The organism is Robertmurraya sp. DFI.2.37, from assembly GCF_029211245.1.
Classification (GTDB): Bacteria; Bacillota; Bacilli; order Bacillales; family Cytobacillaceae; genus Robertmurraya; species Robertmurraya methanolica_A.
Genome location: NZ_JARGEJ010000074.1, coordinates 1 through 19757, shown reverse-complemented (window position 1 = coordinate 19757; position 19757 = coordinate 1). Strand labels below are relative to the sequence as shown.

Sequence of the window (19757 nt, the reverse complement as noted above, 5' to 3'; positions counted from 1 at the left end):
GATCACGTTGAATGGAATTATGTTTCGAAAGCATCTTCATCACTCCAAGTATTGTTTCTACCTTTATTCTAAAACAAAAAAGACTGTAGGAAAACTCGATTTTCATCGAGTTTGTCTACAGTCTGAAACCCTTGTATATCAAGGGTTTTTCTTATTTTTAGAACGTCCCACGGTTGAAAGCATCACCTGATTTATCAATATCAGTCCACCTTCGGACAAATTGCCCCATGCAATAAATGGAAGGTTAGCAACAACCCCTTCGCCTTCATCAAGTCCACCACCTAAAGAATGTTAAAAATAACTTCTAATTACGTAAAAGTAACCTCAACTTCGCATTAACTTGGCACGAATTAAACTTAGCACATTCTAAATTAAGATTCGTGCAAGAATCAATAGTGATTATGCGTTGACGAATTCGAAGTTGATTTCAGATATCAGACCAACAGTATAGAAATAAAGTTTCACAAGGCAGGGGGGAGCCTTGCTTTTTTTGTTGTAAAAGGTTTTGAAATTTGATATAATTGTTATTGACCTAACGGGCAGCTTACTTCAAGAAGGATTGATGATTATTTCTGCCGAATTGTTTAATTCAAATGATAAAATAGAGGTGCTTAGTGGATATTTTATATGATGATAAATATCATCTTCATTTAGGGTTTTACGAGGACAATTACGATTATGAGGCGATAGCATTTAAAAGAAAATCGGAGGATATATGGGATATATTCTTTGATGTTAAAGGGTATGGCATTCAAAATATTACCACAGTAAACGAATTAACATTAGAACCATTCGGAACACGGATTTTTTCCATTTACAATAAAAAGATTAATTATGATATTGGAATACAGCAATTTAAACAATGGTTATCCATTAATAAAATCATTTAAATTAATGGTTCATGAAGATGACCGTCGTGAAGCTTTGTTGTTATGTTAACGGTGTAGAAGAGTTGAATAAGACAAAGGGAGAGAAGATTGATTTGAAATCTAAAAAATGGGTGGCAATTGTAGTTATCGTTATGCTAAGTGTAGTGGTTTCAATAAATTTATTAAATAAAGATTTGTGGGAAATGAACGAAGAATTATTAAGAGAACAGATAACGTCAATTGAACAATCGGTTGAAACAATAAATTTATTGGATGTCACTCCATTTGAGTGGGATGTTGTATATTCTTTTGACCCATATACTTCAAAAGAAAAGGTTTATAAGACGGTAGGGTATAAATGGGATAATATCAGTGAAACAGTTAGTGAAGGAATGAACCAAATCGTTTTTATGAAGGAAGAAAAAGTTGTTTGTTATTTATATGGTTATCCTGAAAATAACGGCTATGGGATACATTTTTCTGGAGAAACAATCAACAATGTTGCCGAAATGCTTAAAACAAATGACAATTTAAACTTCCAAGTATTTAAAAATAGTAATCACATATATTTAAAGAATTAGTGAGCAAATACTTCTTCAAATAACGGGAGCATTACTTCCATAAGAATCTTCAATAAAAATGAAAAGAACTCACAGCGGTGACGATGAGTTCTTAGTGAAATACACTTATTTTATATGACTTTAATCAATGCCAAGTTCGTGTCAAGTTGAGTTGTTAAAACGTTTTACAATATTATACAAAAGGCTTTGTATCAGAGTTTATCAGGGTGTTTTTGAATTTATTTTAGCCCTTTTCACTTGTCGTTAATCTAGTTCGAAATGGAAGGTTTTATTATACAACGCACTATTAACCCTTGTTAATCAAGGGTTTTTGGCATTCTAACCAACCCGAGTCTAATAGTAGAGAATCGTCTTTAGTTAAAATTTTTCAATTACTTGTCGATATGAGAAATGAATAAAACATATAGACATTTTTTGCATGTTTCCAGTTATCCAAATGAATGACTCAAAATGTTTAACACATGGTAGAATGTCAAGAAGGAAGGGTAGAGCTTGAGAAAAACAGTTTTCGTTATTTTGCTAGTTTTCATTATTTGGCCTTTGACGGTTAGTAATATTCAGGCAGCGCAGTCTTTTAAGGATGTAGGTTCAACACACCGTGCTCTGGCATCCATCAATTATTTAGCAGAAGGAGGAATTGTTTCCGGGAATGGTAACGGCTATTTTTTACCGGATAAAACGGTTACAAGAGCAGAAGCGGCAGCAATGATTGGAAGGGCAGTTGGACTTGATGGAACAAAAAGAAGTACACGCTTTCATGACGTTGGCAGTCAGTCCTTTGCATCGGGATTTATTCAATCTGCAGTTGACGCAAAGATTATCTCCGGATACGTGGATGGTAGTTTTAAACCGAACAATCCAGTTACAAGAGGAGAAATGGCGTTACTTATAAATAGAGCTTTTCATTACAGTGCAACGAATACTGCCAGTGCTGCTGAAGCATTAATGAAAAAAGGTATAGCACAAGGAATTACACCGACTGATTTTGGCTATACATATAACATAAAACGTGCTGATTTTGCCGTTTTCTTAGCTCGTTCAATCAATTATAAACTGCGGATATCGCCACAAATAAGCTTTAATATAGAAACAGAAGTAACAGCTAGTTCTTTGAATGTGCGAACAGGTCCATCAACCGCGTATGGAACTGTTGGTAGTGTTCCAAAAGGAACAAAGGTCCAAGGTTCTTATCTCATAGGAGAATGGATGTATATTCGTTCTTCAAAGCTAGAAGGTTTCGTAAATAGTAGTTATTTAAGTGGTACGGATACACCTAAACCAGGAGAGAATAATGGTCAATCAGTAGCCTCACAAATGATCGTGATTGATCCTGGACACGGCGGACATGATCCAGGTGCTTCAGGTTTCGGGCTTAAAGAAAAAGATGTAGTTTTAGACACAAGTTTGAAGGTAAAAGCCTTATTAGATAAGACTCCTTTCAAACTCACGATGACGCGGGAAACCGATGTATATCATACATTAGCCAAACGTGTAGAAATGGCAAAGGAGGCAAAAGGGAATATCTTTGTGAGTATACACGCAAATAAGTTTAATGGTGCTGCCAATGGCACTGAAACCTATTATTATTCGGCTGCTACTAATCCTTACGTAGCTGATAGTAAGCTATTGGCAACTAAGATTCAAAACCGATTGCAGGATGCATGGAATTTGAGAAACAGGGGAGTTAAGAACGGAAACTTTCATGTTATTCGTGAAAATAATATGCCTGCTGTTTTAGTAGAAATGGGTTTTATTGATAATGAAAAAGATGTTGAAAAATTAAAATCACCAGAATGGCGGCAAAAAGCAGCAGAGGCGATTTTCTACGGGATTTTAGATTTCTATAAAGAAAAAGGTTTTAATGTAACTTCTTATTATAGTATAAAATGATTGAATGAAATAAAGAACAGGAAAAAAATCAACTTGAGCTTAGGCATGGACCGGTAATGTATCGGACCATGTCTTTTGTTTTTTAGGAAATCAATGATTTTGTAGTTGCGTATAATGCTTTCGATAAGTGTATCTACGCCTGTCCTAAGCAGTCAAGTCTTAACAAATTTCAGATAGTAGTGAAGATTGATATTTGAATTTCTTGCAATAAAAGTTAAAGGATACTTAAGGTGCTAGCACTTTAAGTCTTTTTATCGTCTGAATAGCGATGAGCAGTAAGGTATGTTGCTCCTATTTCCCTAATAAGTTATGTGCCTCAACTTCACGATAATGTAAGAATTTTCGTCACGAAATCGTAAGAAGTGATTGTTATACTTACTTTTAACAAGTTGTGATGGAAATTGGAGGAATATAGGAATGAGTATTTTAGCAACGAATAAGCTTAAAAAGATTTACGGAGAAGGAGATAGCGAAGTTCGGGCCCTTGATGGAGTTTCTATCAGTATAGAGGAAGGGGAATTTGTGGCAATCATCGGAACTTCTGGAAGCGGGAAGTCGACATTATTAAATATGTTGGGCGGTCTTGACCGTCCTACTTCTGGTAATGTCATGTTCAAGAACAGGGACATTTACACAATGAAGGATGAGGAACTAATCATTTTTCGCCGTCGTAACATTGGATTTGTCTTTCAAAATTATAACTTGGTTCCGATCCTCAATGTATATGAAAATATTGTTTTACCTATCGAGCTTGATGGTGTGAACCCTGATAAACGCTTTATTAATGAAATCATCGAGACCCTAGGTCTTGAAAATAAGTTGACCGCAATGCCAAATAATCTTTCGGGTGGACAGCAACAAAGGGTGGCGATTGCAAGAGCTTTAGCAGCTAAACCGGCAATTATTCTTGCGGATGAGCCTACTGGTAATTTGGATAGTAAAACGAGTCTTGATGTATTATTGCTGATGCAAACGATAAGTCGGCGCTATCACCAGACGACAGTGATGATTACACATGATGAAGAAATTGCCCAAATGGCAGAGCGAATAATTCGAATTGAAGACGGAAAAGTTGCCAAGGAGACGAATTAAACATGCATAAAAATAATAATCAAACAGCAATCAAGCGTCTTTCCAAACGTTCTATTCAAAAAAACCGAACAAGAAATATGTTTGCTGTGATGGCAATCATTTTAACTACTTATATGATTGCGACTGTATTTAGTATTGGCATAAGTTTTGCGAAGAATTATTCCACCATGACGATAAGAGCAGCTGGAACAACGGCTTCTATCTTTCTAGATCATCCTACTGAGGAACAATATTATAAAATCAAACAGCTTGATTATATAGAAGCGGCTGGAATTCAAGTGAAAGCTGGGACAATTGAGCAGCATAATGAAGATAACGCAGATGTTACGATTCCTATGATTTACTATGATGAAAGTCAGTGGGAAAGTATGTATACTCCCGCCATTAGTCATATAAATGGAGATTATCCTGTAAGGGAAAATGAAATGATGTTATCTGTAGAAGCGTTGAACCAGCTTGGAATAGTGAATCCAAAATTGAACATGACAATTCCACTTTCCTACGTTGACCAAAATGGTGAAGTGTCAGAGAGCTTTCGTCTTTCCGGCTGGTTTACAAATTACAAGGATTATGGAAATGGTGGAGTTGGGATAGCTCTTGTGTCTCAACAATATATAAAAAAGAGCGGATTTATGTTGGAGGAAAATGGGGTCTTATCAGTCTCGACAAACACAGGAGCACAGAAGGAAGAAGTTTATTCAAAAATAGAAAAAGATATAGCGTTAAAACCTGGACAAGAGTTTTATAAAAAAGTTGATTCAAGTGAAGAAAGTTCAAATATTATCATGATCACAATGGCAGTTATATGTTCAATCTCCCTTTTTATCGTATTAAGTGGCTATTTGCTTATTTACAACGTGATCTACATATCTGTTGCAAAGGATATTCGTTTTTATGGAATGTTAAAAGTTATTGGTACTTCATCAAAGCAAATTAGAAAGGTTGTTCACAATCAAGTATATCGTCTATCATTCGTTGCGATTCCGGTAGGGTTAGCCTTAAGCTTTATAACTTCTTTTGGAGTGGTGCCAATGGCGATGAAAATATTTCAGGATGACAGTGTGTATAGTGCTATGCCCAATGATCTATCTTTTCATCCGATTATTTTTGTTGGAACAGCCTTGTTTGCTTTCTTCACGATTTATCTTAGTTGTCGTAAACCTGCAAAAATGGCTAGTAATGTTTCACCTATAGAGGCATTGCGGTATACAGGTGTTGTTAGTAAGAAAAAAAATAGAGATTCTACAAAAGGGAGCAAACTTCATCGCATGGCATTCCATAATGTGTTTCGAGTGAAGAAAAGGGCATTTCTTGTATTTGCCTCTTTAACACTAGGAATTCTCACTTTGCTTAGTGTAAATGGCTTTCTGGATAGCTTGAAGGTGGAAAACTATCTTGATACCTACTACCCTAATGATTTTGTCTATCAGAGCACAGAAGTGGATAAAGAAGTTTTTGATGATCATTTTCTAGCAAAGCTGTCCCAAATTGACGAGATTTCAGAGATGGAAATCATTACATCTGTACGTTCAGGTGTCGTATATGATGATGCACTGTTAACGCCAATTTTAAAAGGCGTATATTATCATGATCCGTATTTTAAGGGACAGGAGCAATTTGCATCATATAAAGAATTTCTCTCACATGTAGAAAGTCTTGAGGATTATGGAACGAGACTGATTGCCGTTGGTGACGATTATGTCGAATCTTATAACAAGACCCATCATCAGCAAATAGATTTAAAGGCATTCCAAAAAGGAGAAACGGTCATCATTAGCAATTCGATGAATTATGAAAATATAGAAGATATGATTGGTAAAAAAGTTGTTTTAAAAGAAAAGGATACGAACAAAGAAACTTCGGTTATGATTGGTGGAGTTTTTAATTCGAAAGAAAGTGAATACGAGCTCTATTCTTATAGGTTTGGTGAAATACCAGCTATCTATGTTAGTGAGGCGTTTATGAATAAATTTACCAATAATGCCACAGCCTTTTTTATAAAAATGAATGTTGATGATTCAAGAGAACCAGCTGTGAAAAACAGGTTAAAAAATATAAATACACAAGTTTCGTCTGGAGAATATGTATTTGAAGCTAAATCCGACGTGACTGCTTCTTTTGCATCAACGATAACGAACATGAATATATTAGCAGATAGCGTTTCGATACTTCTTATTTTTATTGGATTGTTAAACTTTGTTAATGTTATGGTAACAGGTGTGCATAGTCGATTGAAGGAATTAGCTGTATTGGAGAGTATTGGAATGACCAAGAAACAAGTTCATCAAATGCTTACTTATGAAGGCTTCTATTATGCGTTCATTACATTGATGATAATGATGACACTTGGGAATGCAGTGATTTATGTAATGTCTGTTGTCACTCCTAAGATTGCTGATTATGCTACTTTTGACTATCCTCTTACTCTGATGAGTACATTGATTGTAATCATTTTTATGATTTGTCTACTAGTACCGAATATGATCTACAGGCTAACTGTAAAAGATAGCGTCACCGAACGACTTCGTGAGACGGAAACTAACTAGCGAGAAACTTAGGATATCTATAAATCGTCCTAATATGATAGAGAAGTCTTTCTCACTATACGATTTAAGGTAGGTGAAAAACATGGCTACGATTCTTCTATTAGAAGACGACAGGCTCTTAAACAGAGGAATTCAGCTTGCATTAGAAAAGGATAAGCATGAAGTGGTTGTTGCTTATCATTTTTTTGAAGGGGTTGAAAAATACTCAGAACAACATTTTGACTTATTTCTATTAGATATAAGTTTACCTGATGGCAATGGTTTAATGTTCTGTAAAAACATTCGTGAAAATAGTAGCAGTCCGATTATTTTCTTAACAGCCAATGATACGGAGCAGGATATGCTAAAGGGGTTTCAAGCTGGTTGTGATGATTATATTGCTAAGCCATTTTCCGTTGAAGTGCTCAGACATAAAGTGAGGGCTATTCTTCGGCGCTTCCAAAGCAATAACGAAGGACAGAAACGGTTTCAATACATGGATTTAGAGGTTAACTTTGAGCGAATGCTTGTCATGAAAAATAAGGTAGAGTGTAAATTAACAGCAAAAGAGTACAAGTTACTTGAATACATGATTATAAATAGAGGTAAGGTATTAACTCGTTCTATGCTTTTAGAACGAGTTTGGGACGTTGATGGGGATTATGTTGATGAGAATACGCTAAGTGTTCATATTCGTCGCTTGCGCCAGAAACTGGAGGATGATGTAAAAAAACCTCGGTATATTATTACTGTCTTTGGTATTGGTTATACTTTTGGAGCGTAACGATGAAAAAAATAGAACAAGTTCGAAAAGGGCTCTATTTAATTTCCGTCATAATTGCTTTGGCCATTCCTATTATTGCATGGTTAACCAATGAGAGAGCATCAACCATTTTTTTATGTGGGGCAGGAACCTTTATATTGTTTTTAGCATTAATATTTATGGATAACCTTTATAAATGTCACATAGAGAGGATGCTCATTGACCTTTCAAATCTTATTGATAGAATGATTGATTTGGGAGAGGGGCAAGTTTTTTCAGATGTTGAAGATACCTTGCTTTCAAAGCTACAATATCAGGTGATTAAACTAAGCAGTATTTTAAGAGCGCAAAATAAGGCAATGAATCAGGAAAAAAATGAAATCAAATCCCTGATTTCGGATATTTCCCATCAAATAAAAACGCCTGTTGCCTCTATAAAAATGTTTAGTGAATTGCTGCAGGAGCCGAATTTAACAGCAGAGCAGCATCAAGAGTATGAGCAAATGTATAGTCAATCACTTGAAAGGCTTTCTTTTTTAATAGATAACTTGATAAAAATGTCACGACTTGAAGGTGGAATTATTGAATTAAGGCTGCAAATGGAAAATGTAAATGATGCTATTCTTCAAGCAGTAAAACAAGTATATGAGAAAGCAAAGAAAAAAAACATTGAAATTATATTTGAAGACAATAGCGAAACGATGATTATTTTAGATAAAAAGTGGACCATTGAGGCCATTTTTAATGTATTGGATAACGCCGTCAAATATACTCCGGTTGGTGGTAAGGTTGTTATTAAAGTGATAAGCTATGAATTTTTTGTTCGCATAGATATTTCTGATAATGGCATAGGTATTGATGAGCAAGAGCAAGCCAAAGTATTCAAACGGTTTTATCGGGGCCAAAATACAGTTGACGTGGAAGGGATAGGAATTGGCCTTTATATTTCTCGCAAGATCATTATGGAGCAGGGTGGTTATATAAAAGTACAATCTTGCCCAAATGGCAGCGTCTTTTCCGTATTCTTACCTCTAAAAAGATAAGCATGTATAATGAAGAGATAGAATGTACATGCTTATCTCCGGAAAAAAGTGAGACTTCTTCCAAATAGTAAGGATTTAGGTCATATTTTTTTAATTTGATCACGTCCAAAATGAATGCTTAAAATCTTCATGTATGGTTTCGACTCGTCATTTTGTGCAGCTTGAAAGAACTGCAAAAAATGAGGTGGTAAGTAAAATGAGAGTGGGTGAGGAATATGGAAGTTTTTTTAAAAAGATTATCCCAACATAGAGATAAATTAAGTCAATTAGAAAAACAGGTGATGGAATATATTTTAGAGAATCCTGAACGCATTTCTCAATCCAATTTAAAGGACTTATCTCGGGAATTATTTGTTTCAACGGCAACGATAAGCCGAACATGCAAGCAGCTTGGATATGATGGATTTCAAGATCTCAAATATACTTTAAGCAAGTATATGACTCGGGAGAGGGAGGAAGAAATGATTACTTCTCCTAATGGTTTATCCTCACATATTCATCGGGTAAAAAGAGAAATGGAATTAACATTACAGCAAATTGATGAAAAACAGATTATGAAAGCAGCCCAGTATATAAAGGAAAGTAATTATGTAGAATTTTTTGGGGTCGGTGCATCCCTGCCTGTTTGTGTCGATGCAGCAAGAAAGCTTACTTTTTCAGGAAAAATATGCAACGCACGCGAGGATTGGGATGAACTTAGAAGTGTTGCTAACAGTATGGGAGAGAATGATTTAGCGATTTTGGTTTCGTATAGCGGAGAGACGCTACATATTTTAGAGTTTTCTAACATTTTAAAAGAAAGAAAGGTAAAAACAATTGCATTAGTAGGAAGAAGAAATAGCCGCTTGAAAGAGGAAGTGGATCTAACTTTCCATGCTTATATTACGAGCTGTTATGATGGAGAGCTCGATATGAGTTCAAGATTTCCATTGGCTGTCCTTTTAGATTTTATTATCCTTACGTATTTAAATAAGCACTAATAAAGCTAATACTTTTAATTTGCGATTTATGCTCCTTTCCCCATTGAAAAAAAGGCTAATGTAAGCGCTATACAAAAAATGTATCGCCGTACATTCATCGTGAAAACGCTTGCTGTAGTCTGTAGCGGGAGTTATTCTAGCGATAGAGTACGGAGATAAAGGAGATGCAGATATGGGAAAGGACAGGAGTGTAAGGTCAAAATTTTGGGAGTTTTTTCAAGGATTAGGTAAAACGTTCATGTTGCCAGTAGCATTATTAGCTTTCATGGGGTTGATGCTAGGAATTGGCAGTTCGTTTACGAGTTCTTCAACCATCGAAACAATACCGTTTTTAGGGAATCCTGTTTTACAAACGATTTTTAGCTTTTTGTCGACAATCGGCGGATTTGCATTTACGTATTTACCCGTTTTATTTGCTATGGCTATCCCGTTAGGGCTTGTTCGTTATGAAAAAGGAGTCGCTGCTTTTTCTGGATTTGTCGGATTTGTTATTATGCATTTATCAATCAATTTCTATTTAACCGAAACAAATCAATTAGTAGAGGCAGACAAATTACGAGAAGCCGGTCAAGGTATGGTTATGGGCATCCAAACATTAGAAATGGGTGTTCTTGGCGGTATTATTGTCGGAATTATTGTTTATTTATTGCACAATCGTTTTTATGATATTCAATTGCCTAATTCATTTGCTTTCTTCGGTGGGGCTCGTTTTGTCCCCATTATTACAGCATTCACATTAGCGATTGTCGGAATCGTTTTACCGATGATTTGGCCTATTTTTGCTATGGCTATCACTGGGATTGGAAATACGATTCAAAAGGCAGGCGTATTCGGCCCATTTTTGTTTGGTGCAGGAGAACGTTTACTTCTTCCATTTGGGCTCCATCATATACTTGTTGCCATGATTCGCTTTACAGAGGCAGGGGGTACACAACTTGTTGATGGTCAAATGATTTCTGGAGCATTAAATATTTTTTATGCACAACTGCAAAGCGGTGCTCCTATTAGTCCATCAGCAACAGCATTCCTCTCTCAAGGAAAAATGCCAACCTTTATGTTTGGACTGCCGGCAGTTGCACTAGCAATTTATCATACTGCACGTCCTGAGAATCGCAAAAAAATTAAGGGTTTATTAATCTCTGGTTTTATTGCTACATTTGTGACAGGAATTACGGAGCCGATTGAATTTTTATTCTTATTTATTGCCCCAGTATTATATGGGATTCATGTCATTTTGACGGGACTTGGCTTTATGGTCATGGCTCTGCTTGGTGTTGTGATTGGTAATACAGATGGTGGCATTTTAGACTTCCTTATTTTTGGAGTCTTACAAGGAATGGATACGAAATGGTATCTTGTTCTAGTTGTTGGTGCGATTTGGTTTGCTATTTATTATATCGTTTTCCGCTACGCCATTTTGAAATTTAATTTGAAAACACCAGGTCGTGAAGAAATTGCTGAAGATGTGAGTACGAAAGAGGTAGCTTATAAGAAAAATGGAAAGTATGACGTTGAACGTATATTAGTGGCATTAGGAGGAAAAGAGAATCTCGATTCACTTGATAATTGTGTGACACGTTTACGCCTAGTGGTAGATGATATGAGCAAAGTCAATCAAGAAGAGTTAAAAAGCTGTGGCGCACTTGGAGTAGTGGTTCTTGATGAACATAATGTTCAGGTCATTATTGGAACGCAAGTAGCAGCAGTGAAAACGGAGCTTGAAAAAATGATTTAAAAGAATAGTGGAAACGGTTTGTTTTTTGCATGTTGGAAAAAGGGCAACTGAGAAGGCGTTTTTCCTTCAGGAATAGCAAGCTTACCGTTAGAGCTAGAACAACGAGGTTAGAACAATGACATTTTCTTTTGATCAAGTGATAAATAGAGTAGGATCTTACTGTACACAATGGGATTACATCGAGGATAGGTTTGGAGAAAAAGATCTGTTGCCATTTTCTATCTCGGATACAGATTTTCAGTGCCCACAAAATATGCTTCAAGTGTTGCACAAGCGCTTGGAGCATGGGATTTTTGGCTATACTAGATGGAATCATGATGATTTTAAAGGGGCAATTGCGACATGGTATAGGGAAAGATTTTTAACTGAAATCGAAAAAAAGTGGATTGTCTACAGTCCGACAGTCATTTATACCATTTCTAAAATGATTGAATTGCTAACAGATGAAGGGGATTACGTTATCACGCAAACACCGGCATATGATGCCTTTTTCAAAGTAATTAATGATAATAAGAGGGTTTTGTTTGCCAATAAATTAGTACAGCATAACGGCAAGTATGAGATTGATTTTGAGGACTTAGAGGAGAAACTATCACATACGAAAGCGAAAGTATTGCTTTTATGCAGCCCCCATAATCCAACAGGACGTGTGTGGACAAAACAAGAATTAGAACTAGTAAGGATATTGTGCAAAAAGTATAAAGTATTTATAATTTCCGATGAAATTCATATGGATATTGTGCGCAAACCATATTGCCATATCCCGATCTTGAACGGGGGACAGGACCTAGACAACATCTGTATTTGTACGTCGGCAAGCAAAACTTTTAATACCCCAGGACTAGGTGGTTCATATGCTATAATTCCTAATTTAAAGCTGAGGGAGGAATTTTTGCTAACTTTAAAAAATAAAGATGGTCTCTCTTCAGCCAGTACTTTAGGTGCTCTTGGAATCATGACTGGATACAATGAATGCGCCTCATGGGTGGATGAGTTAAATGGATATATTGAAGGAAATATGATCGCGATCAAAGAGTTTTTGGAACAATATTTACCGCAGGCATCTTTCCATGTTCCAGAAGCAACCTATTTAGCATGGATTGACATGACGAATTTCTCATATACAAATGAAGAACTGCAAGAAGCTCTAGTGCATCATGGTAAAGTTGCTATTATGTCTGGTGAGACTTATGGGGAAGGTGGTAAGGGCTATTTGCGCATGAATGTTGGCTGTCCCCGTTCAAAAGTAATCGAAGGATTAAAGAGATTACGAACAACGATGGACTATTTAGGAAGTAGAAGTTGAATGTTACGAGAGACCCCTACTGTAGAATAAATGCAAGAGCATCCATTAGGCTGCTCTTTTTTAGTCGCGTTCATTGTTGTCGCTAAACACTTTAGGTTCAGTGCATTTTTTTCTTTGTGCAGCAATGAGCATGCGAAAAAATGGCTTTTATTAAGAGTTCAAATTGTGGGAAATGCTAGTTTCTGAGCCTTTCTCCTAATTTGCTGATCGGGGTCTTTGATATGTAAAAACTTCTTCATTCAGTAAGGAAGTATGAGAAAATGGATCTTGAGCGCTAATCTAGTCAGGGTCAGGGACGGAAATCGAGATCATTGAGCAAATTATGGAGTGCTTTAGGTTGACAGGAGCTTATTATTTTGAAATAAAATGAGTGTATTAAATCCATTTCATAAAGCGAAAAGGACTACTACATAATGCTTCTTTTTCTAAAATTCATTTACTAAAATCGACTCAAGTTAAAAAAGTGTTTATTCTTTTTCGAGGGGGAGGTGGAAAAATGATCTATGTTGGGCTAACTGGCTGGGGAGACCATGATAGCCTTTATGAGCTTGAATCATCGAAGAAAAATAAATTGGCCATCTATGCTTCATATTTTCCAACAGTGGAAGTAGATTCTAGTTTTTATGCGGTTCAGCCACTAAAAAATGCTCAAAAATGGGTGGAGGAGACCCCAGAGAGTTTTCAATTTATCGTCAAGGCCTATCAAGGAATGACGGGACACCAGCGGGGAGACATTCCTTTCGACAGTAAAAAGGAGATGTTTCAAGCTTTTAAAGATTCTCTTACGCCTTATATAGAGGCGGGCAAGCTTGCTATGGTATTGTTTCAATTTCCCCCTTGGTTTGACTGTAAAAAAGAGAACGTGCAATACTTGAGATGGTGCAGGCAAGAGATGGGGGATATTCCGTGTGCATTAGAATTCAGACATCAATCTTGGTTTTGGCCAGCTTATTATGAGCGCACGCTTCAATTCATGGAACAAGAGCAGTGGATCCATAGCATTTGTGATGAACCACAGGCTGGTGAGGGTTCAGTACCGATCGTTTTAAAAACGACAATAAAAGATAAGGTACTTGTCAGATTTCATGGTCGAAATATACATGGCTGGCAGAAGCGAACAGATGTAAATTGGAGAGAGGTTCGCTATCTGTATCGTTATAATGAACAGGAATTGCGGGAATGGGTTAATCGCTTAAGGTCGCTGCAAAATGAATGCCAAAATGTGTATGTTGTTTTCAACAATAACTCAGGTGGAGATGCTGCAGATAATGGCAAAGAGTTGATTGAGTTAATGAAAATTGAATATGAAAACCTTGCACCAAGACAGTTAGATTTATTTTAACTTTACTTTAGGAGCTACGAAGAAATGGAATGGATTGTTTTATTATCAATAGGACTAGCAGCAGGTACGATCGGATCTCTTATCGGGTTAGGCGGCGGAGTGATCATTGTTCCAGCTTTATTGTTTTTTAGTACATATACAGGCTATTTACAGACTATTTCTCCACAGGTTGCCGTGGGGACATCTTTAGTTATAATGATTTTTACAGGTTTATCCTCAACCCTTGCCTATTTGAAACATAAAATGGTTGACTATAAAAGTGGTTTGATTTTCTTTCTTGGCAGCGGACCTGGCGGTATCGTTGGAGCATGGATTAATCAGACGTTAGATATGCGAACATTCAACATTTTTTTTGGGGCTTTTATGATTTTTGTATCACTGTTATTGCTGGTAAATCATAAGCTTAAACCTATGCCATTAAAAGCAGAAAATGGTATTCATAGAACTTTCATCGATAATGAAGGACGAACGTGGGAATATGGCTTTCAACCGGTGATTGCTATTTTCATTGCTTTTATTGTCGGGCTTTCTTCAGGTTTGTTTGGTATTGGTGGCGGTTCCCTTATGGTTCCGGCCATGCTCCTGTTATTTTTATTCCCGCCGCATGTGGCTGTCGCAACCTCGATGTTTATGATCTTTTTATCATCAATTGTCAGTTCAACTACTCATATTAGTCTCGGGCATATTAATTGGCAATATGCGTTTCTTTTAATTCCTGGTGCTTGGTTCGGGGCAAAGCTTGGGGCGTTTATCAATATGAAATTGGCTAGCAAAACGGTTGTACATATTCTTAGACTCATCTTAATTTTAGTCGGCTTCCGGTTAATCTATCAAGGATTTACAGGGTAACTGGTGGCTTTTCATTTACACGCTTTTCCTACTCTTTGCATAGATTATGAAAGAGAGGAAAGGAGCGTTGAAAATGATTGATTTATCACCAATTAACATTGAAGATCATACATTTTTATGCGTATCTGTTGTTCTACCTAAAACCAATTTGCTTGTTGTAACAAGTGATAAGGGCTATATTATGTGCGGTGCATTGGACGTCGCTTTATTAAATGAAAAGCTTAAGGATAGGAAAGTCATTGCTGGTCGTGCGGTCGGAGTAAAAACGATCGAGCAGCTATTAGAGGCGCCGCTCGAATCGGTTACCTATGAAGCGGAAGCATTGGGCATTCATAAAGGAATGAGTGGAAAAGACGCATTATTAAAAATGGTGTAATCGTTTTTAAACTAAAGACTGTTTTGTTGAAGTATTTCATCAAAAAACTACTCGTTGCTCGACCCAGGAATCAGCAATATCCATACCAGAACTTATATTAATGCGCTCATCTCTGTTAGGAGTTTTATCATGTAGGTTACTAGCGGAAGCCGGTGACGAAAGATGCAATTTCAAAATGTCAATGCTGAGCAGAGAGTATTATCATCCGATTGTCTACAGCGAAAACCATCCGTTCATGAACAGGATGGTTTTTACCATTTCTCACACAATTTGGCAAATTGTGCGAAAAAACAGTGCTATAGTCTGATGAAGCGACTATAAATGAAAGGATATGGTAGAATAAAATAAATAAAAAAAGTACCAGAAATGGAGTTTGACATGAGATATGTAGCAACAACGTCGGTGGAACCTGGAACCATTCTTGCTCGTTCGATTTATAATGACAAAGGACAGGTTCTGCTAAACGAAGGTGTTCAATTACAAGAGAGCTTGATCCAGCGCTTATTAGATATCGGGATTCCATATATTTATGTAAAAGATGAACAGACGGGTGATATTGATTATATAGACGTTATTCCAAGGGAGTTAAAAACAAAAGCAATATCGTCTATTCAAGAAACATTTCAGCAAATAAGAGTAGTAAAAACTTTACCTAGTTCAGTTGTGATTGAAAAAGCTTCACAAATCTTGACAGGTATTATTCGTGAATTATATGCCCAAATCGAGAATGATGAAAGCCTTTTGTCACTTTTATCTGATGTCTATACATACGATGATTATATTTTCACCCACTCGTTTAATGTAACACTGTACTCCTTAGCTATTGGGAAGGAGCTTGGCTTATCAACGAAAGAACTTGAAGTTCTTGGGTTAGGAGCCATTTTACACGATGTTGGGAAAATGAAAATTCCAACAGAGGTTTTGTTTAAACCAGGAAAGTTAACAGCGGAGGAATTTAAACAAATTAAGAAGCATGCTGAGGATGGCTTCGATATGTTGCGCAATGTTAAAACAGTCTCATTATTAGTCGCCCACTGTGCTTATCAGCACCATGAAAGACTAAATGGATCCGGCTATCCCCGTGGAATTAAAGCCGATGAAATACACCCTTATGCCAAAATAATTGCAGTGGCAGATGTGTTTGATGCAGTTACATCCGATCGGATTTATCGTGGGGCGATGCTTCCGCATAATGGATTGGAAATTTTATTTGCAGGAGCTGGTACTCTTTTTGATGAAGAAATCGTGAAGGCATTTCGCCGTTCTATTGCCATTTATCCGGTTGGATTAACAGTTACACTTAGCGATGGTCGCAAAGGGGTTGTTGCAAAACAGAATGCCCATGTTAGTGATCGCCCTATTATAAGAATCATTGAGGAACAAGGAAAAAGCGTTTCACCTTATGAAATCAATCTGGAGGATGAGCTCTCGTTAGTCATTACAGGTTGTGATACAACATTTCATGTAAAAGATTCAGCAAATTGAGATAGTCCTTCTTTTTACAGCATACATATAGCTTGTAAAGGGGGGATTTTTTTTGGCTAAGTTTCGCGGTCGGCTACCCCGAAGAGGTCCGTTGCCGTTCAAATATGTGCTCCTTCTAACGATTGTGTTTTTTACTATTTCAACAATAGCAGGGCTGTGGATCATTAATAAAGGATTAAAACCAACGCTTATGTCTTATGCGGAATCGCAGACAAGGCAGATTGCTTCACTGATTATTAATGAAGCGTTATTGGAAAGATCGGTTGTCGATATTAACGATGTAATTACTAAAGACACGGAAACGTCTCTTACGAATTTTGATACGGCGAAAATTTATTCGATGCTAAGAGATACAACACGCTTAATTTTGAATAATATTAAAAAAGCGGAGGATGGGGACTTAGAGGAGCTGCAGAGGATTTCAGAATTTGAATTTGAACAGGTTGAAACGAGCAATGGAAAGGGAATTGTTTACTATGTACCATTAGGGCAAGCGACGAATAATGCCCTGTTAGGGAATTTGGGACCACGAATCCCTGTCCAATTTACGGCAATTGGAGATATGGAATCGAATATTGAAACAGAATTTAAGGAAGTCGGCATCAACAATGTTTATATTGAAGTGCTGATTAGATTAAAGGTAAACGTTCAAGTTATCATCCCGTTTGCTACTGAAGTGGCAACATTAGAACAAAGGATTCCAATTGCGTTAGGGATTTTAGAAGGTGATGTACCGCTGTATTATAATAATGGTGGGCAAGGTGCACTCCCTGCCATAGAATTACCAGTAGACGAATAACGGGAGAAATGTTATAGTGGAAACATAATTTCATAAACCTTATCATTTCGGTGGGGTAGAGGTGCATAATTTAAGAGTAAGCTATGTGAGGATGACAACGATGAGCATTGCTGAAAGGAAATTTTGCCGAAGTAATAAGACGTGTCTCCGTTTTATTACTGGGGTTACTTTGAATAAGAGTAACACTGTCATTATGGGATATCCATAATGGGGAGCTACAGGTCGGATGGAGAAACGAATTACTACAACAAGGAGTAATGATAGAGTTTTTCTATCGTTACTCTTTTTTTGTTATAAGATGAACCATCTGAGTCCATTTCACAGGGCTGGGATTACGACTTACTAGGTATTATCTTACAAGCTCCCTCCAAAAACAAAGGAGGAACAAATATGTCAAACACCATTTTTTCATTAATACCCCCAATTGTTGCCATTTTAATGGTTATTTTAACAAGAAGGGTGCTCTTATCTTTAGGGGTAGGGATAGTTGCTGCCGCATTTTTGTTAGCGGAGTTTAAGATTGGTGAAACTTTGCAAATTATATTCGAAGCTATTAAAGGAATATTCATAGACGATGGAGCATTGAATACTTGGAATGTCTATATTATTCTTTTCCTGCTTATTCTTGGAATAATAACAGCATTTATTTCCATTTCTGGAGGAAGTCGTGCTTTTGGAGAATGGGCGATGAAACGAGTACGAACAAGAGTTGGAGCTCAGCTAGTCGGGGCCATTTTAGGAATTGTCATCTTCATTGACGACTATTTCAATGCCTTAGCTGTAGGACAAATTTCGAGGCCAATTACTGATGGTCAGAAAGTCTCTAGAGCAAAACTCGCGTATTTAATCGATTCTACATCAGCGCCAGTTTGTGTCATTTCGCCTATATCCAGCTGGGGAGCCTATATTATTGCGATAATCGGGTCCATTATCACTGCCCACCAAATTACGGAATACACTGCTTTCTCCGCTTTCGTTCAAATGATCCCAATGAATTTATATGTTTGGGTATCATTTGTAATAGTTTTTCTTACAGTATATCGAAATATTAATTTAGGACAGATGAAACTTCACGAAGAGAGAGCTATGACAACTGGGCAATTATATGATCCAGAAAAAACAATTCCAGGAGAGTTGAAAGAAGATTTACCGGTTAGCACAAAAGGGTCGGTTGGCGATCTCGTTTGGCCAATTATTGCTTTAATTGTTGGAACGGTTGGCTCTATGCTTTGGACTGGAGCAAATGCTGTTGAGGGAAAAGCGACTCTGCTAGCTATATTTGAAAACACGGATGTGTCTGCTTCTCTTTTATATGGTGGTTTAATTGGATTGGCTGTGACCATTCTTTTATATCTTCGTCAAGTGAAAGTGAAAAAAGGGATTTCTGGCAATACGTTTTCAATTGGTGTGGTAGAAGGGTTAAAGTCGATGCTGCCAGCAGTCTATATCCTATTATTTGCATGGGCAATCGTTGATCTTATTGGTCAATTGGAAACGGGTAAATACTTGGCTGGTATTGTTGAAAGTTCGCAAATGAATACAGCATTTCTACCGGTTATTCTCTTTGTTATCGCAGGAATTATGGCCTTTTCTACTGGAACATCGTGGGGATCATTTGGAATTTTGCTTCCGATAGCTGGTGAAATCGCCGTAACAACAGATGTAACCCTTCTATTGCCGGCCATGGCTGCTGTTTTAGCTGGTGCTGTATTTGGTGACCATTGTTCACCTATTTCTGATACAACGATTCTATCGTCAACAGGTGCTGGTTCTAATCACTTAGACCATGTATTAACTCAGCTCCCGTATGCAATTATTTCAGCAGTTATTGCAGCGTGTGGTTATATTCTTATAGGATTTACAGGAAGCACACTCATTGGCCTTGCAGCAATAACTCTTCTTTTAGTTGTATTTTACTTTATATTTGCCCCTAAAAACAGGGTGTCAGAATAGATGAATAGAGAAGGGAAGGCGATTTTTCGTCTTCCTTTTTTCGTTCGCCCAGCATGGGCGAACTCTAACGGGTGAAAGTCCCGAGTACGACCTGGTAGCGGTAAGTACATAGCTGACAGCAAGGGTGTCCATGGTGACGTGGAATCTGAAGGAAGCTCGAGGCAAACCT

The 19757-nt window shown here is 37.1% G+C and carries 17 protein-coding genes and 1 riboswitch; of the genes, 16 read left to right on the top strand and 1 reads right to left on the bottom strand.

Annotation, left to right across the window (positions count from 1 at the left end; all coding sequences use genetic code 11):
* Positions 1-614 precede the first annotated feature (614 nt).
* From PZE06_RS23120 to PZE06_RS23045, 16 genes are all read left to right on the top strand, one after another.
* Positions 615-890, top strand: a complete 276-nt coding sequence (locus PZE06_RS23120; protein ID WP_151026013.1) for a DUF3986 family protein — start codon at positions 615-617, stop codon at positions 888-890.
* Positions 891-952: 62 nt separating this feature from the next.
* Positions 953-1450 (top strand): hypothetical protein, encoded by a 498-nt coding sequence (locus PZE06_RS23115; protein ID WP_225310795.1) that lies wholly within the window; start codon positions 953-955, stop codon positions 1448-1450.
* Positions 1451-1942: 492 nt separating this feature from the next.
* Positions 1943-3340 carry an N-acetylmuramoyl-L-alanine amidase gene (locus tag PZE06_RS23110; RefSeq protein ID WP_151026012.1) on the top strand — a complete coding sequence of 466 codons (1398 nt, stop codon included), beginning with the start codon at positions 1943-1945 and terminating at the stop codon, positions 3338-3340.
* Between the two features lie 417 nt (positions 3341-3757).
* Positions 3758-4432, top strand: a complete 675-nt coding sequence (locus PZE06_RS23105) for an ABC transporter ATP-binding protein (protein ID WP_151026011.1) — start codon at positions 3758-3760, stop codon at positions 4430-4432.
* 2 nt (positions 4433-4434) lie between these two features.
* A complete protein-coding gene (locus PZE06_RS23100; protein WP_151026010.1) occupies positions 4435-6978 on the top strand; it encodes an ABC transporter permease in 2544 nt (847 codons plus the stop codon).
* Positions 6979-7060: 82 nt separating this feature from the next.
* Entirely contained in the window at positions 7061-7741 is a 681-nt protein-coding gene (locus PZE06_RS23095) for a response regulator transcription factor (RefSeq protein WP_151026009.1), read from the top strand.
* 2 nt (positions 7742-7743) lie between these two features.
* Complete coding sequence (locus PZE06_RS23090) at positions 7744-8763, top strand: sensor histidine kinase (protein ID WP_225310794.1); 1020 nt, start codon at positions 7744-7746, stop codon at positions 8761-8763.
* A gap of 215 nt (positions 8764-8978) precedes the next feature.
* Complete coding sequence (locus PZE06_RS23085) at positions 8979-9743, top strand: MurR/RpiR family transcriptional regulator (RefSeq protein WP_151026008.1); 765 nt, start codon at positions 8979-8981, stop codon at positions 9741-9743.
* A gap of 172 nt (positions 9744-9915) precedes the next feature.
* Positions 9916-11478 carry a maltose/glucose-specific PTS transporter subunit IIBC gene (malX, locus tag PZE06_RS23080; RefSeq protein ID WP_151026007.1) on the top strand — a complete coding sequence of 521 codons (1563 nt, stop codon included), beginning with the start codon at positions 9916-9918 and terminating at the stop codon, positions 11476-11478.
* Positions 11479-11593: 115 nt separating this feature from the next.
* Positions 11594-12784, top strand: coding sequence for a MalY/PatB family protein (locus PZE06_RS23075; protein ID WP_151026006.1), 1191 nt, complete (start codon positions 11594-11596; stop codon positions 12782-12784).
* Positions 12785-13280: 496 nt separating this feature from the next.
* Positions 13281-14126 (top strand): DUF72 domain-containing protein, encoded by an 846-nt coding sequence (locus PZE06_RS23070; protein WP_151026005.1) that lies wholly within the window; start codon positions 13281-13283, stop codon positions 14124-14126.
* 24 nt (positions 14127-14150) lie between these two features.
* Positions 14151-14975 carry a sulfite exporter TauE/SafE family protein gene (locus PZE06_RS23065; protein WP_151026004.1) on the top strand — a complete coding sequence of 275 codons (825 nt, stop codon included), beginning with the start codon at positions 14151-14153 and terminating at the stop codon, positions 14973-14975.
* Between the two features lie 73 nt (positions 14976-15048).
* A complete protein-coding gene (locus tag PZE06_RS23060) occupies positions 15049-15351 on the top strand; it encodes a YunC family protein (RefSeq protein ID WP_151026014.1) in 303 nt (100 codons plus the stop codon).
* Between the two features lie 378 nt (positions 15352-15729).
* The gene (locus tag PZE06_RS23055; RefSeq protein ID WP_151026003.1) at positions 15730-16836 is read left to right on the top strand and encodes an HD-GYP domain-containing protein; all 1107 of its coding nucleotides are present in this window, start codon (positions 15730-15732) and stop codon (positions 16834-16836) included.
* Positions 16837-16888: 52 nt separating this feature from the next.
* Positions 16889-17635: a sporulation protein YunB gene (yunB, locus tag PZE06_RS23050; protein ID WP_151026002.1), complete on the top strand. Its 747-nt coding sequence runs from the start codon at positions 16889-16891 to the stop codon at positions 17633-17635.
* A gap of 48 nt (positions 17636-17683) precedes the next feature.
* Positions 17684-17861, top strand: a riboswitch (Lysine riboswitch).
* A 164-nt stretch (positions 17862-18025) separates the two neighbouring features.
* Positions 18026-19588, top strand: a complete 1563-nt coding sequence (locus tag PZE06_RS23045) for a Na+/H+ antiporter NhaC family protein (protein ID WP_151026001.1) — start codon at positions 18026-18028, stop codon at positions 19586-19588.
* Here PZE06_RS23045 and PZE06_RS23040 read toward each other — a convergent pair.
* A partial coding sequence (locus PZE06_RS23040; RefSeq protein WP_275792064.1) for a hypothetical protein occupies positions 19549-19757 on the bottom strand: 209 nt, incomplete at its 5' end. The genes PZE06_RS23045 and PZE06_RS23040 overlap by 40 nt on opposite strands.

Excerpts from the sequence above, each read along its gene's own strand:
- PZE06_RS23105 (WP_151026011.1), top strand. The coding sequence starts at position 3,758 with ATGAGTATTTTAGCAACGAATAAGCTTAAAAAGATTTACGGAGAAGGA.
- PZE06_RS23100 (WP_151026010.1), top strand. The coding sequence starts at position 4,435 with ATGCATAAAAATAATAATCAAACAGCAATCAAGCGTCTTTCCAAACGT.
- PZE06_RS23095 (WP_151026009.1), top strand. The coding sequence starts at position 7,061 with ATGGCTACGATTCTTCTATTAGAAGACGACAGGCTCTTAAACAGAGGA.
- PZE06_RS23090 (WP_225310794.1), top strand. The coding sequence starts at position 7,744 with ATGAAAAAAATAGAACAAGTTCGAAAAGGGCTCTATTTAATTTCCGTC.
- PZE06_RS23085 (WP_151026008.1), top strand. The coding sequence starts at position 8,979 with ATGGAAGTTTTTTTAAAAAGATTATCCCAACATAGAGATAAATTAAGT.
- malX (WP_151026007.1), top strand. The coding sequence starts at position 9,916 with ATGGGAAAGGACAGGAGTGTAAGGTCAAAATTTTGGGAGTTTTTTCAA.
- PZE06_RS23075 (WP_151026006.1), top strand. The coding sequence starts at position 11,594 with ATGACATTTTCTTTTGATCAAGTGATAAATAGAGTAGGATCTTACTGT.
- PZE06_RS23070 (WP_151026005.1), top strand. The coding sequence starts at position 13,281 with ATGATCTATGTTGGGCTAACTGGCTGGGGAGACCATGATAGCCTTTAT.
- PZE06_RS23065 (WP_151026004.1), top strand. The coding sequence starts at position 14,151 with ATGGAATGGATTGTTTTATTATCAATAGGACTAGCAGCAGGTACGATC.
- PZE06_RS23060 (WP_151026014.1), top strand. The coding sequence starts at position 15,049 with ATGATTGATTTATCACCAATTAACATTGAAGATCATACATTTTTATGC.
- PZE06_RS23055 (WP_151026003.1), top strand. The coding sequence starts at position 15,730 with ATGAGATATGTAGCAACAACGTCGGTGGAACCTGGAACCATTCTTGCT.
- PZE06_RS23045 (WP_151026001.1), top strand. The coding sequence starts at position 18,026 with ATGTCAAACACCATTTTTTCATTAATACCCCCAATTGTTGCCATTTTA.